We start from the raw sequence: 13,408 nt of genomic DNA, 5'->3' as shown, positions 1-13,408 counted from the left end.
CTCAGGCGGCCCGCCTGAGCGAATCCGTCAACGACTCCAGGCTGGCCGCTTTCGGCTTCACCAACCAGAACTTGCCGACGTAGTCGCGGAACTCGTCCAGGATCTGCTGTGCCCAGATGCTGCCGGTGAGTTCGCGATGGCGCTGGATCAGCTTGTGCAGGTGCTGGCGGTGGCTCTCGAAGCCTTCCGGCGAGATCCGGTGGATATCGATCAGCTCGTGGTTGTAGCGATCGACGAAATCGCGATCCAGATCCAGCACGTAGGCCAGGCCGCCGGTGAAGCCGGCGCCGAAGTTCAGGCCCACCCGGCCCAGCACCATCACGATGCCGTCGGTCATGTATTCGCAGCAGTGATCGCCTGCGCCCTCGATGACCGCCAGCGCGCCGGAGTTGCGCACCGCGAAGCGCTCGCCGGCTCGGCCCGCGGCGAACAGTTCGCCGCCGGTGGCGCCGTACAGGCAGGTGTTGCCGATGATCGGCGTATTGCGGGCTTCGAAGCGCGCGCCGCGCGGCGGACGCACCACCAGCCGGCCGCCGGCCATGCCCTTGCCGACGTAGTCGTTGGCTTCGCCTTCCAATTCCATCTGCAAGCCACCGGCGTTGAAAGCGCCGAAGCTCTGCCCGGCGGTGCCGCGGAAGCGCAGGTTGAGCGGCGCGTCGGCCATGCCCTGGTTGCCGTGCATGCGGGCGATCGCGCCGGACAGGCGGGTGCCGATCGAACGGTCGGTGTTGTGGATCAGGAACCGGTGCTCGCCGCCAGCCTTGCGCCGGATCGGTTCGGCCAGCAGGCCGTCGAGCTGGGTGGCCAGGCTGTCGGGCGACTCGTACAGGCGCTGGGCCGCGCAGCTTTCGCTGCCGGTCTGCGCGCCCTGCAGCAGGCGGGCCAGATCGATGCGCACGCCGGCGCGCGGCGAGGCGTCGATCTGCTCCAGCAGATCGGTGCGGCCGACGATCTCGTCCAGCGAACGCGCGCCCAGGTAGGACAGCCACTGGCGCACTTCCTCGCTGAGCAGGCGGAAGAAGTTCTCCACGCGCTCAGGCAAGCCGGTGAAGTACTGCGAGCGCAGGCGTTCGTCCTGGGTGGCCACGCCGGTGGCGCAGTTGTTGAGGTGGCAGATGCGCAGGTACTTGCAGCCCAGCACGATCATCGGGCCGGTGCCGAAGCCGAAGCTGTCCGCGCCCAGCAACGCCGCCTTGACCACGTCCAGGCCGGTCTTCAGGCCGCCGTCGGTCTGCAGCACGGTGCGCTCGCGCAGCTGGTTGGTGACCAGCGCCTGGTGCGCCTCGGCCACGCCCAGTTCCCACGGCACGCCGGCGTAGCGGATCGAACTGATCGGGCTGGCGCCGGTGCCACCGTCGTGGCCGGAGATGGTGATCAGATCCGCGCCGGCCTTGACCACGCCGGCGGCAATCGTGCCCACGCCGGCGTGGGAGACCAGCTTCACCGAGACCAGGGCCTGCGGATTGACCTGCTTGAGGTCGTAAATCAGCTGGGCCAGATCCTCGATGGAGTAGATGTCGTGGTGCGGCGGCGGCGAGATCAGGCCGATGCCCGGGCGCGCGTAGCGCAGGCGGGCGATCAGTTCGTTGACCTTGTGGCCGGGCAACTGGCCGCCTTCGCCGGGCTTGGCGCCCTGGGCGACCTTGATCTGCAGCACCTCGGCATTGACCAGGTACTCGGGGGTGACGCCGAAACGGCCGGAGGCGACCTGCTTGATCTTGCTGCGCTTCTCGGTGCCGTAGCGCGCCGGGTCCTCGCCGCCCTCGCCGGAGTTGCTGCGCCCGCCCAGGCGGTTCATCGCGATCGCCAGCGCTTCGTGCGCTTCCGGCGACAGCGCGCCCAGGCTGATCGCGGCGGTGTCGAAACGGCGCAGCAGATCGCCGGCTTCGGCCACTTCCGACAGCGGCGTCGGGGTGGCGGCGGGCTTGAGACGCAGCAGGTCGCGCAGCGCCGAGGGCGGACGCGAGTTCACCGCGTCGGCGTACTGCTGCCAGTCGGCGGCCTCGCCGGTGCGGGTGGCGCGTTGCAGCGTCGTCACCACGTCCGGGTTGTACATGTGGTACTCGCCACCGTGGACGTACTTGAGCAGGCCGCCGATTTCCGGTTGCGCGCGATCGTTCCAGCCGCGCGCTTCCAGTTCGCGCGCCTCGGTGTCCAGGCGTTCGAAACCGACGCCGCCGATGCGCGCGGGGGTGTCGGCGAAGCACAGCTCGACCACGTCCGGATCCAGGCCGACGATCTCGAACAGCTGCGCGCCGCGGTAGCTGCTGATGGTGCAGATGCCCATCTTGGAGATGATCTTGGACAGGCCCTTGTAGATGCCCTTGCGGTAGCTGCGGCCGATCTGGGCCTGCTCGCCGCCCTTCTTCAGTTGCAGGATGCCGCGCCGGCCCAGGTCGAACAGGGTCTGGTAGGCCAGGTACGGATACACCGCGGTGGCGCCGTAACCGATCAGGCAGGCGATGTGGTGGGCGTCGCGCGCGGTGCCGGTCTCGATGATCAGGTTGACGTCGCAGCGCAGGCCTTCGCGGCACAGGTGGTGATGGACCGCACCGGTCGCCATCAGCGCATGCACCATCGGCCGGCCCTGCTGCGGGCGGCGATCGCTCAGCACCACCATGACCATGCCTTCGCGCGCGGCCTGCTCGACCTCGGCGCAGATGCGCTCGATCGCCGCCTTCAGGCCTTCCTCGACGCTGTAGGACAGGTCGATGTAGCGGTGCTTCTGGTCGTACGGATCCATCTTCAGCAGCTGGCGCAGCTTGCGCTGGCTGAGCACCGGCGAATTGAGGATGACGTGGCTGACCGTCTCCGGGCCGGCGTGGAAGATGTTGGTCTCCTTGCCGAGCTGGGTCGCCAGCGACATCACGCAGTCTTCGCGCAAAGGATCGATGGGCGGGTTGGTGACCTGGGCGAAGCCCTGGCGGAAGTAGTCGTACAGCGGCCGGGTCTGCCGGCTAAGCACCGCCATCGGGGTGTCGTCGCCCATCGAGCCGGTGGCTTCCTGCTCGGTCTCGGCGAGCGGGCGCAGTACCTGCTCCACTTCCTCGCTGGTGAGCTGGAACAGCTTGTGGAAGCCGCGCAGGGTCTTCTCGTCGAACGGCGCGTCGGTGAGCGACGGATCGATCAGTTCGGTCTGCAGGTAGGTTACGCCGTGGTGCAGCCATTGCTTGTATGGCGCGCGACCGCGGTTGATGCGATCCACCGCCTCGCTGTCGAGCAGGTCGCCGCGCTTCAGGTCGATGGCCATCATCTCGCCGGGGCCGAGCTTGCCCTTGCGGGTGACGCGTTCGGCGGGCACTTCCCACACGCCGGCTTCGGAGGCGACCAGGAAATGGCGATCGCTGGTCAGCATCCAGCGCGCCGGGCGCAGACCGTTGCGATCCAGCATGCAGGCGGCGTAGCGGCCGTCGCAGGCGACGATGCCGGCGGGACCGTCCCACGGCTCGGTGTTGAGGCCGTAGAACTCGTAGAACGCGGCCAGATCGGCGTCCTTGAATTCCAGCGACTGGGTCGCCGGCGGCACCAGGATGCGCAGCGCCTGCAGCAGATCCATGCCACCGGCGATCAGCAGCTCCAGCATGTTGTCCAGGCTCTGCGAATCGGAGCCGTGCATGGAAATGACCGGATCGAATTCGGCGATGTCGAAGCGCGGGGTCTTCCACACCTTGCTGCGCGCCTGCGCCCAGCGGCGGTTGCCTTCGATGGTGTTGATTTCGCCGTTGTGCGCCAGCAGCCGGAACGGATGCGCCAGCGGCCAGCGCGGCAGGGTGTTGGTGGAGAAGCGCTGGTGGAACACCACCGCGCTGCTGCCCAGGTCGCTGCGTTGCAGGTCTGGATAGAAGACCGGCAGCTTGTCCGGCAGCACCATGCCCTTGTAGCCGATGGCGTGCGGGGACAGGGTGACCACGTAGAAGTCGGAGACGTCCTTGCGCAGCTGCTGTTCGCCGCGACGGCGGGCGAGGAACAGGGCCAGGCCGAAGGCATCATCATCCTGCTGGTCGCCGGCGTCGACGAAGATCTGTTCGATGCGCGGCAGGGTTTCCTTGGCCAGCACGCCGCAGACACTGTCGTCGGTCGGCGGCACGCGCCAGCCGCGCGGCGTCACGCCGACGCGGCGCAGTTCGGCTTCCAGGGTGGCGCGACATCGATCCGCCTGCGCGGCGTCGTGGGGCAGGAACACCAGCCCGGCGGCGAAGCGCGCGCCGATCGTGATGCCGGCTTCCTGGGCCAGCGCGCGCAGGAAGGCATCGGGTTTTCGGATCAGCAAGCCACAGCCATCGCCGGTAAGCCCGTCGGCGGCGACGCCGCCGCGATGGGTCATCCGCGAAAGCGCGGCAATGGCGGTGTCGACCAGCGCACGCGAAGGCTGGTCATCCAACTGCGCGATCATGCCGAAACCGCATGCGTCGCGTTCGTCGTTCGGGTCGTAGAGCCCGTGGCGACTGCGAGGGGCCATCTCTGCCTCAAACCTTGCTGACGGCGACACCGTGCCCTGCCCACGCAGCGGCACTTCGAAATGTCACCGGAGTCCCGACTAAAGCACAGATGTTGCGGTGCCGCAACAGCGTTCCGACGAGTACGACGATAGTTGCAGAAGCAACTTTTCCAGTGGATTTTCTTTGGTCTGCTGCGCGCGGCACGCGCGCCTGTTCACCCGCAGCCGACGCGCGCGACGCGTCGCTGCGTGTCGAGATACAGGTTGAGGCGGCCAGCGCGGAAATCCTGCACGCCGACCTGATCCACGCGCACGGCGCGTGCCATGTCGGCGCCAGCGGCCGCGCGCGCTTTCTCGATCACGCCGGCATCGATCGGCAGGCCGATGACGAGCTGCGCGGCGGAAGGATCACAGCGTGGCGGCAATGGGGCCCGGGCTGCGGCGGCGGGCGGCGCGGATTTCGGCGGAGGCGTGGAACCGCAGCCTGCGAGCGCGGCGGCGAACAGCCATGCGAGGGTGCGGAGCTTGCTGGCCATGCGGGATCCCTTCCCGGTGCGTGCCGACGCCGGTGGCGTCGATGCGAATGGCGAGGATCTTAAGTGTTTCCGGATGCGCGTGATCGCGCGGGAAGTCATGGGGGCAGGTTTTGCCCCCACCCCAACCCTCCCCCGCAGGCGGGGGAGGGAGTCGTGTCCGTGTTCCGATTCTTTTCCCGCGAACCGCGGAATGCCCGAACGATGGGAGAGGAAGCCGCGTCCGGAGGCTGCCCCTTCCCGACACCGGAGGCTGTCGCTTCCCGACACCGGATACCGCCCCTTCCCCCGCTCGCGGGGGAAGGCCGGGATGGGGGCGCTTTTTTCCGGTTATCGAAGCCCGATCAGCCGCAACGAACCGCCGTCACCACACCCTTGTCATCCAGGTCGATGTTCAGGCGACTGGGATTGAAGTCCATGGTGGCGGCCTCGCCCGGCTTGAGCGTGCGCACGGCGTTGGCCTTCGCGTCCTTGCCGGCCTGCTCGGTGTCGGCGGGCGTGGCGGCCTTGCCGATGATCCACTGCGCCTGGGTGTCGTCGCAGCTGCCGCCGGGCGCGGGTGCGGTGCCAGTGGGATCGCTGCCGGGTTCGGGCGGTTGCGCGGCGGCGGCGGCGGCGGCCTGCGACTGTTCCGTGGCGGCCGTCTGTTCGTCGGGCGCCGGCGCCGAACAGGCGGCGAGCGTCAGGGAAAGCAACAGGGCGGGAATCGCGTAACGGGACATGCAGGCTCCAGTGGCAAACGGATGATGGGCCAAGCATCGCCCAGCTCACATTCGCATGTCGTTAACCGCACTCGTCGGCAGGATTGGGCATGCCCGGATCTCCCGAAGTCTTGAATGCTCTCGCCGACGCGGCCGCGCAGGCGCGCGAAGCCGGCCTGATTCATGTCAGCGATGCTGAACCGGGGATCCGCCGCCGGCGTGCTGGCAAGGGTTTCGTTTATCTGGACCCGGCGGGCGCGCGTGTCCGCGATGCGGCGACGCTGGAACGCATCCGCGCGCTGGCCGTCCCGCCGGCCTATACCGAGGTGTGGATCTGCCCGCATGCGCGCGGCCATCTGCAGGCCACCGGGCGCGATGCGCGGCGGCGCAAGCAGTACCGCTACCACCCGCAATGGAGCGAAGTGCGCGGCAATGGCAAGTTCACCCGGATCGTTGCCTTCGGCCGTGCCCTGCCGCGCCTGCGTCGCCGGGTTCGTACCGATCTGGCGCGGCCAGGCCATCCCCGCGGGAAGGTGCTGGCGATCGTGGTGGCGCTGATGGGCGCGACGCTGGTGCGGATCGGCAACGCCGGCTACGTGCGCGACAACGGTTCCTTCGGCCTGACCACCCTGCGCAATCGCCATGTCGAGTTCGTGCGTGGGGGCCGGGTGCGGCTTCGCTTCGCCGGCAAGGGCGGACAGGTGCACGACATCGCGGTGGATGATCGACGGCTGGTCCGCCTGGTGCGTGGCTGCCGGCAACTGCCCGGGCAATTGCTGTTCCAGTACCGCGATGACGATGGCCAGCTGCATCCGGTGGATTCGGGTGCGGTCAACGACTACCTGCGCGAGGCGATGGGCGAAGCGTTCACCGCCAAGGATTTCCGCACCTGGGGCGGGACCCTGGCCGCGTTCCAGCAACTGGCGGCGATTCCGTTGCCGGCGCGCGGCGGTGAGCGCGCGCTGGCGCGGGTGCGGCAGACGGTCACCGAGGCGGTGGCCGGAATGCTGGGCAACACGGTGGCGGTATGCCGCAAGGCGTATATCGACCCGTGCGTGTTCGAGGGCTGGCGCGACGGCCGGGTGGCGCGCTGCGCGGGAGACGCGCGCGGGCCCCGGCAATGGGAAAGCGCCGCGCTGCGTTTTCTCAGCCGGGCCCACCGCGACGCCGCGCGTGCGGCGTCGGGCGGGAAGCGGAAAGCGGCGAAGCGGAAATGATCAGCCGCAGGCGACCTTGCTGATCTTGTTGTCCTTGTCCAGGTGCACGTTCACCCGGTCCTCGCGGTAGTCCATGGTCACCGCCTGGTTCGGACCGATGGGACGCATCAGGCCCGCACCGCTCTCGCGCCAGACGCGGCCCATGTTGGCCTGGTTGCCTTCCTGGCCAACGGCCCACTGCACGGCGTCGGCGTTGCACTTGCCCGAGCCGGGTGCGGGCGTGGCGGCTCCGGTGTCGGCTGATGGCGGGGTCGAGCTGCAGCCAGCCAGGGCCAACGCGGCGGTGATGGCGGCGGAACCCAGCAAGGGACGTAGGGACATGGCGGCTTCCTTATCGGCGGGTGGATGGCGCGCATGGTATGCCGAACGCGACCGGTATTTCCGGGTGGGCCGTCGCGGCTTGGGCGGGCTTCCAAAAGCGAAGAGCAAATCCCCCTCGGTCCCCCTTTTGCAAAGGGGGAGGAAAACCTCGGTCCCCTTTTTACAAAGGGGGAGGAAAAACGCGTCTCCTGAAGTACACCTTGATCAGCCATTCGGCTGTTGGAGAGCGTCCGCTGTTGGAACTGAAGCAAATCCCCCTCAATCCCCCTTTTGCGCTTAACAGCCGCATGGCTGGTCAAGAAGGAGGAAACGCGGAGTCTTTCAGTAGAAGGTAGAAGGATTAGCCCCCTTTGAAAAAGGGGGCGGGCGGCCGCGCAGCGGGCGACGGGGGATTTGCGCTTGGAGCAGAAACAAATCCCTCGCGGTCTCCCTTCCTGGTCCTGGGCGTGGGAAGCAGGTCGTCAGTCGCGATAGATCCGCGGTGCGCGCTTCAGTCCGCACAGCAGCGAGTAGGCGCTGCCGTTGGCGTGGCGGGCCAGTTCGGTGACCGGCACCTGCGCGCCCCACAGTTCGACCCGGCTGCCCAGACCCGCCTGCGGTACATCGGTCAGATCGACGGTGAGCATGTCCATCGACACGCGGCCGATCAGCCGGCTGCGCTGGCCGTCGATGGCGACCGGGGTGCCGGTGGGGGCGAAGTGCGGATAGCCGTCGGCGTAGCCGAAGGCGACCACGCCGACCCGGGTCGGGCGTTCGGTGACGAAGCCGCCGCCGTAGCCGATCGGTTCGCCGGCGGCGAGTTCGCGCACGCTGATGATCTTCGATTCGGCGGTCATCACCGGACGCAGGCGATCGGCCTGCGGGTGGGAGGACGGGAACGGATTGGCGCCGTACAGCATCAGGCCGGCTCGGCCCCAGTCGCTGCCGGCCGCCGGCCAGCCGAGCAGGCCGGGCGAGTTGCACAGGCTGCGTTCGCCGGGCAGATCGTCCAGGGTCGCGGCGAAGGCTTCCACCTGTTGCTGCGTGCGTTCGCTGTCCAGTTCGTCGGCGCGGGCGAAGTGGGTCATCGCCACCACCGAGGCCACCTGCGGCAACGCGGCCAGTCGCTGCCAGGCGGCGCGATAGTCCTCCGGCGCCAGGCCGACCCGGTGCATGCCCGAATCCAGCTTCAGCCAGATCCGCAGCGGCTGTTCCAGCGCGGTGCTGGCGAGTGCCTCGATCTGCCAGTGGGCGTGAATCACGCACCACAGATCATGCGCGGCGATCACCGCCAGTTCGTCGGCCTCGAAGAAACCTTCCAGCAACAGGATCGGCGAGCGGATGCCGGCGCCGCGCAGGGCCAGCGCCTCTTCCAGGCAGGCGACCGCGAAACCGTCGGCGGCTTCGGCCTCCAGCGCCTGGGCGCAGCGGACCGCGCCGTGCCCGTAGGCGTCGGCCTTGACCACGGCGAGGGAACGACCGCCGGCGAGTTCGCGGGCGATGCGGTAGTTGTGGCGCAGCGACTGCAGGTCGATCAGCGCGCGGGCTGGGCGCATGGTTCAGGCTGGGGGTCGTGGCCGCCGCGGCGCGCGCCGTAGCGGGAAATGTCGAGGCCTTCGCCGCTGATTTGCGGCATGCGCGAGGCCATCAGGTCGGCCAGGTAACGGCCCGAGCCGCACGCCATGGTCCAGCCCAGTGTGCCATGTCCGGTGTTGAGGAACAGGTTCGAGTATTGGGTCGCACCCACCACCGGCGTGCCGTCCGGCGTGGCCGGGCGCAGGCCGGTCCAGAAGCTGGCGCGGGACAGATCGCCGCCGCGCGGATACAGGTCGCCGACCACCATTTCCAGGGTCGCACGACGCTTCGGCGACAGCGACAGATCGAAGCCGGCCACCTCGGCCATGCCGCCGACGCGGATGCGATCGTCGAAGCGGGTGATCGCGATCTTGTAGGTCTCGTCGAGGATGGTCGACGTCGGCGCCATCGCCGCGTCGACGATCGGCAAGGTCAGCGAATAGCCCTTGAGCGGATACACCGGCAGGCGGATGCCCAGCGGCGCCAGCAGTCGCGGCGAATAGCTGCCGAGCGCCAGCACGTAGCGGTCGGCGGTTTCCCGCTTGCCGTCGATGCGCACGCCGCGGATGCGGCCGCCTTCGGTTTCCAGCGCCTCGATGGTCTGGCCGTAGCGGAACTCCACGCCGGCCGCCGCGGCCATCGCCGCCAGCCGCTGGGTGAACAGGTGGCAGTCGCCGGTCTGGTCGTTGGGCAGACGCAGCGCGCCGACCAGCTTGTCGGACACGTTCGCCAGCGCCGGTTCGACCCGGGCGATGCCGTCGCGATCCAGCAGTTCGTAGGGCACGCCGTATTCGTCCAGCACCGCGATGTCCTTGGCCGCGCCATCGAGCTGGGCCTGGGTGCGGAACAACTGGGTGGTGCCGAGCTGGCGGCCCTCGTAGCCGATGCCGGTTTCCGCGCGCAGCTCGTCCAGGCAGTCGCGGCTGTATTCGGACAGGCGCACCATGCGCGCCTTGTTGATGGCGTAGCGCTCCTGGGTGCAGTTGCGCAGCATCTGCGCGAGCCACAGGTACTGGTTGGGGTCCAGGCCCGGGCGGATCGCCAGCGGCGCATGCCTGGAGAACAGCCATTTGAGCGCCTTGAGCGGCACGCCCGGCGCGGCCCACGGCGACGCGTAGCCCGGCGAGATCTGGCCGGCGTTGGCGAAACTGGTTTCGCCGGCCGGGCCGGCCTGCCGATCGATGACGGTCACCTCGAAACCCGCGCGCGCCAGATACCACGCGCTGCTGATGCCGATGACGCCGCTGCCCAGAACCAGAACCCGCATGCCGATGCTCCCGCCAGTGATTCCGGACATTTCCCTGGCCTGGAGGCCGGGTTTCCGGAGTTTGGCGAGTATAGGGACGGATGTATAGGGTTATTTTCCGTATTTGGTGGCAACATTGGGGAATTCCACCGAAAAGCCCGGTTTCCTTGGAGCCCCCATGACCCAGCGCCGCCGCGAACTGGACAAGATCGACCGCAACATCCTGCGCGTGCTGCAGGAGGAGGGGCGGATCTCCTTCACCGAACTGGGCGAACGGGTCGGCCTGTCCACCACGCCCTGCACCGAGCGGGTCCGCCGGCTGGAGCGCGACGGGGTGATCACCGGCTACTACGCCCGGCTGGATCCGCAGTACCTCAAGGCCAACCTGCTGGTGTTCGTGGAGATCAGCCTGGCCTACAAGTCCGGCGACATCTTCGAGGAGTTCCGCCGCGCCGCCCTGCGCCTGCCCAACGTGCTGGAATGCCACCTGGTCTCGGGCGATTTCGACTATCTGATCAAGGCGCGCATCTCGGAGATGGCGTCCTACCGCAAGCTGCTCGGCAGCACCCTGCTGACCCTGCCGCACGTGCGCGAGTCCAAGAGCTACATCGTGATGGAAGAGGTCAAGGAGACCCTCAGCCTGCCGGTGCCCGACTGAGTGTCGGGCGGCGCCGGGCTGAACGGTCCGGGATGACCATGGGCACATGACGTCCGCGCGGCGGACGGGAGTATCGTGGCCGCCTTTGTCCCGTTCCGAGGTCCGCCATGCACGCCCACCGCTGGATCCTGCTGACCGCCGCGCTGTGCGGCGCCAGCGCCTGTAACCGTACCCCCGAACCGGCCACCGAGGCGCCCAAGGCCGAAGCGCCCGCCGCCGCGCCGGTCGTCGGCATCGATCTGGCCGGCCTGGACAAGGCGGTCGCGCCGGGTGACGACTTCGACGAATACGCCAACGGCGGCTGGCGCAAGAACGCGCAGATTCCGGACGACCGTTCCAGCACCGGCGTGTTCCTGGAGGTCTTCCAGAAAGCAGAGAAGCGCAACGCCGATCTGGTCCAGGGCCTGGCCAAGGCCAACCCGGCCGCCGGCACGCCCGAGCGCAAGATCGCCGACTACTACGCCGCCTTCATGGACGAGGCCGGCATCGAGCAGCGCGGCCTGGCGCCGCTGCAGCCATGGCTGGACAAGATCGATGCCATCGCCACGCCGGCCGACCTGTCGCGCTACATCGGCAGCACCGTGCGCGCCGACACCGATCCGCTCAACGCGACCAACTTCGCCACCGACAACCTGTTCGGCCTGTTCGTCGCCCAGGGCCTGGAAGATCCGTCGCAGAACGTGGGCTACCTGATGCAAGGCGGCCTGGGCATGCCGGATCGCGAGTACTACCTGGCCGCCGACAAGGATATGGCCGCCAACCGCGGGAAGTACCAGGCCTACATCGGCCAGATGCTGAAGCTGGCCGGTGCGAGCGACGCCGACGCGGCCGCCAAGGCCAAGGCGATCTTTGATCTGGAAATGAAGATCGCCCACGCGCACGCCAACATCGTCGACAGCCAGGACGTGCACAAGGCGAACAATCCGTGGGAGACCGCGGCGTTCGCCAGCAAGGCGCCGGGCATCGACTGGGCGGCCTTCTTCGATGGCGCCGGCCTGGGTGGACAGAAGACGCTGGTGGCCTGGCAGCCCAAGGCGATCACCCAGCTGTCCGCGCTGGTCGCCAGCCAGCCGCTGCAGACCTGGAAGGACTACCTGCGCTTCCACGCCATCGACCACAGTGCCGGCATGTTGCCCAAGGCCTATGCCGACGCCAGCTTCGAATTCCATGGCAAGACCCTGCAGGGCACGCCCAAGCAGCGGGATCGCTGGAAGCGCGCGATTGGCGCCACCAACGGCGCGCTGGGCGACGCCATCGGCCAGATCTACGTGAAGCAGTATTTCCCGGCCTCGTCGAAGGCGCAGGTCGAGGAGATGGTCAACAACATCCTGGCCGCGTTCAGCGAAGGCGTGGACAAGCTGGAATGGATGACCCCGGCGACCAAGGAAAAAGCCAAGGCCAAGGCCGCGACCATGCGCGTGGGCGTGGGCTATCCGGAAACCTGGCGCGACTACGCCTCGCTGGAAGTGAAGGCCGACGATCCACTCGGCAACGCGCGCCGCGCCGAGGAATTCGAGTACCGCCACCAGACCGCCAAGCTGGGCAAGCCGGCCGATCGCGCCGAGTGGTGGATGACGCCGCAGACGGTCAACGCCGTGCAGCTGCCGCTGCAGAACGCGATGAACTTCCCGGCCGCGATCCTGGAAGCGCCGTTCTTCGACCCCAAGGCCGATCCGGCCGCCAACTACGGCGCCATCGGCGCGGTGATCGGCCACGAGATCAGCCACGGCTTCGACAACACCGGCGCCGACTTCGACGACCAGGGCCGTCTGCGCAACTGGTGGACACCTGAGGACGCCGCGCATTTCAAGGCCGCCGGTGATCGCCTGATCGCGCAGTACAACGCCTATGAACCGCTGCCGGGCCTGCACATCAACGGCGAGCAGACCCTGGGCGAGAACATCGCCGACGTGTCCGGCCTGGCCATCGCCTACACCGCCTACAAGAAGTCGCTGGGCGGCAAGGAAGCGCCGGTGATCGATGGCTTGACCGGCGACCAGCGCTTCTTCATCGCCTACGCGCAGGCCTGGCGCACCAAGACCCGCGACGCGGCGCTGCGCGCGCAGGTGATCGGTGATGGCCACGCACCGGGCCGCTACCGCGCCCAGACCGTGCGCAACGTCGATGCCTGGTATGCGGCGTTCCCGTCCAAGCCGGGCGAGAAGCTGTTCCTGGAACCGAAGGACCGGGTCAAGATCTGGTAAACCGGCGCCAGCACCGCATCGCCTCGCTGGAAATCCCCGCAAGCGCAAACCGCTCCCTCCCCCGCTAGCGGGGGAGGGTTGGGGAGGGGGCCAGCCGGAAAAAAACTACGCCCCGGCATCAACCGTCAAGCCCATACACCGCCATCGTCGATCAGACAGCGATCGTTGGAAGCGCCCCCATCCCAGCCTTCCCCCGCCAGCGGGGGAAGGGGCAAGCGCCGAATCGCCGCAATTGGTCCGCACGTTGAGAGAGCAGAGAGGCAGACCGCTCCCTCCCCCGCTTGCGGGGGAGGGTTGGGGAGGGGGCCAGCCGGAAAAAAACTGCGCCCCGGCATCAACCGCCAAGCCTGCACACCGCTATCGTCGATCAGACAGCGATCGCTGGAAGTGCCCCCATCCCAGCCTTCCCCCGCTTGCGGGGGAAGGGGCACGGCCGAATCGCTGCAATTGGTCCGCACGTTGAGAGAGCAGAGAGGCAGACCGCTCCCTCCCCCGCTAGCGGGGGAGGGTTGGGGAGGGGGCCAGCCGGGAAAAAA

General features: G+C 68.3%; 9 protein-coding genes. 3 read left to right on the top strand and 6 right to left on the bottom strand.

From position 1 onward, the window contains the following. Position 1 precedes the first annotated feature (1 nt). The 3 genes from gltB to IB228_RS09465 form a co-directional block, all read right to left on the bottom strand. A complete protein-coding gene (gltB, locus tag IB228_RS09475; RefSeq protein WP_192198203.1) occupies positions 2 to 4,459 on the bottom strand; it encodes a glutamate synthase large subunit in 4,458 nt (1,485 codons plus the stop codon). 194 nt (positions 4,460 to 4,653) lie between these two features. Further along, positions 4,654 to 4,974, bottom strand: a complete 321-nt coding sequence (locus IB228_RS09470) for an I78 family peptidase inhibitor (protein ID WP_183640042.1) — start codon at positions 4,972 to 4,974, stop codon at positions 4,654 to 4,656. A 341-nt stretch (positions 4,975 to 5,315) separates the two neighbouring features. Continuing rightward, positions 5,316 to 5,693, bottom strand: coding sequence for an I78 family peptidase inhibitor (locus tag IB228_RS09465; protein ID WP_183640044.1), 378 nt, complete (start codon positions 5,691 to 5,693; stop codon positions 5,316 to 5,318). Positions 5,694 to 5,782: 89 nt separating this feature from the next. Here IB228_RS09465 and IB228_RS09460 point away from each other — a divergent pair, with 89 nt between their 5' ends. Further along, the gene (locus tag IB228_RS09460) at positions 5,783 to 6,889 is read left to right on the top strand and encodes a DNA topoisomerase IB (protein ID WP_192198202.1); all 1,107 of its coding nucleotides are present in this window, start codon (positions 5,783 to 5,785) and stop codon (positions 6,887 to 6,889) included. Here the strand turns inward: IB228_RS09460 and IB228_RS09455 are convergent, their stop codons facing one another. From IB228_RS09455 to IB228_RS09445, 3 genes are all read right to left on the bottom strand, one after another. Next, positions 6,890 to 7,210, bottom strand: coding sequence for an I78 family peptidase inhibitor (locus tag IB228_RS09455; RefSeq protein WP_183640048.1), 321 nt, complete (start codon positions 7,208 to 7,210; stop codon positions 6,890 to 6,892). It lies immediately after the preceding gene. A 461-nt stretch (positions 7,211 to 7,671) separates the two neighbouring features. Beyond that, positions 7,672 to 8,745, bottom strand: coding sequence for an alanine racemase (alr, locus tag IB228_RS09450; RefSeq protein WP_192198201.1), 1,074 nt, complete (start codon positions 8,743 to 8,745; stop codon positions 7,672 to 7,674). Next, the gene (locus tag IB228_RS09445; protein WP_183640052.1) at positions 8,724 to 10,031 is read right to left on the bottom strand and encodes a D-amino acid dehydrogenase; all 1,308 of its coding nucleotides are present in this window, start codon (positions 10,029 to 10,031) and stop codon (positions 8,724 to 8,726) included. Before IB228_RS09445 ends, alr begins: the two co-directional genes overlap by 22 nt. 157 nt (positions 10,032 to 10,188) lie before the next feature. Between IB228_RS09445 and IB228_RS09440 the strand changes: the two genes are divergently transcribed. Together IB228_RS09440 and IB228_RS09435 are read left to right on the top strand one after the other, a co-directional pair. Beyond that, the gene (locus tag IB228_RS09440; protein ID WP_141454834.1) at positions 10,189 to 10,668 is read left to right on the top strand and encodes a winged helix-turn-helix transcriptional regulator; all 480 of its coding nucleotides are present in this window, start codon (positions 10,189 to 10,191) and stop codon (positions 10,666 to 10,668) included. A 107-nt stretch (positions 10,669 to 10,775) separates the two neighbouring features. Then, on the top strand, positions 10,776 to 12,872 hold the full coding sequence (locus IB228_RS09435) for a M13 family metallopeptidase (protein WP_192198200.1): 2,097 nt from the start codon (positions 10,776 to 10,778) through the stop codon (positions 12,870 to 12,872). Positions 12,873 to 13,408 lie beyond the last annotated feature (536 nt).

Origin of the sequence: Pseudoxanthomonas sp. PXM04 (assembly GCF_014851695.1) — a bacterium.
Taxonomy (GTDB): Bacteria; Pseudomonadota; Gammaproteobacteria; order Xanthomonadales; family Xanthomonadaceae; genus Pseudoxanthomonas_A; species Pseudoxanthomonas_A beigongshangi.
The sequence above is the reverse complement of the archived record's forward strand: the minus strand, read 5'-3'. Positions and strand labels throughout refer to the sequence as shown.

Excerpts from the sequence above, each read along its gene's own strand:
- gltB (WP_192198203.1), bottom strand. The coding sequence starts at position 4,459 with ATGGCCCCTCGCAGTCGCCACGGGCTCTACGACCCGAACGACGAACGC.
- IB228_RS09470 (WP_183640042.1), bottom strand. The coding sequence starts at position 4,974 with ATGGCCAGCAAGCTCCGCACCCTCGCATGGCTGTTCGCCGCCGCGCTC.
- IB228_RS09465 (WP_183640044.1), bottom strand. The coding sequence starts at position 5,693 with ATGTCCCGTTACGCGATTCCCGCCCTGTTGCTTTCCCTGACGCTCGCC.
- IB228_RS09460 (WP_192198202.1), top strand. The coding sequence starts at position 5,783 with ATGCCCGGATCTCCCGAAGTCTTGAATGCTCTCGCCGACGCGGCCGCG.
- IB228_RS09455 (WP_183640048.1), bottom strand. The coding sequence starts at position 7,210 with ATGTCCCTACGTCCCTTGCTGGGTTCCGCCGCCATCACCGCCGCGTTG.
- alr (WP_192198201.1), bottom strand. The coding sequence starts at position 8,745 with ATGCGCCCAGCCCGCGCGCTGATCGACCTGCAGTCGCTGCGCCACAAC.
- IB228_RS09445 (WP_183640052.1), bottom strand. The coding sequence starts at position 10,031 with ATGCGGGTTCTGGTTCTGGGCAGCGGCGTCATCGGCATCAGCAGCGCG.
- IB228_RS09440 (WP_141454834.1), top strand. The coding sequence starts at position 10,189 with ATGACCCAGCGCCGCCGCGAACTGGACAAGATCGACCGCAACATCCTG.
- IB228_RS09435 (WP_192198200.1), top strand. The coding sequence starts at position 10,776 with ATGCACGCCCACCGCTGGATCCTGCTGACCGCCGCGCTGTGCGGCGCC.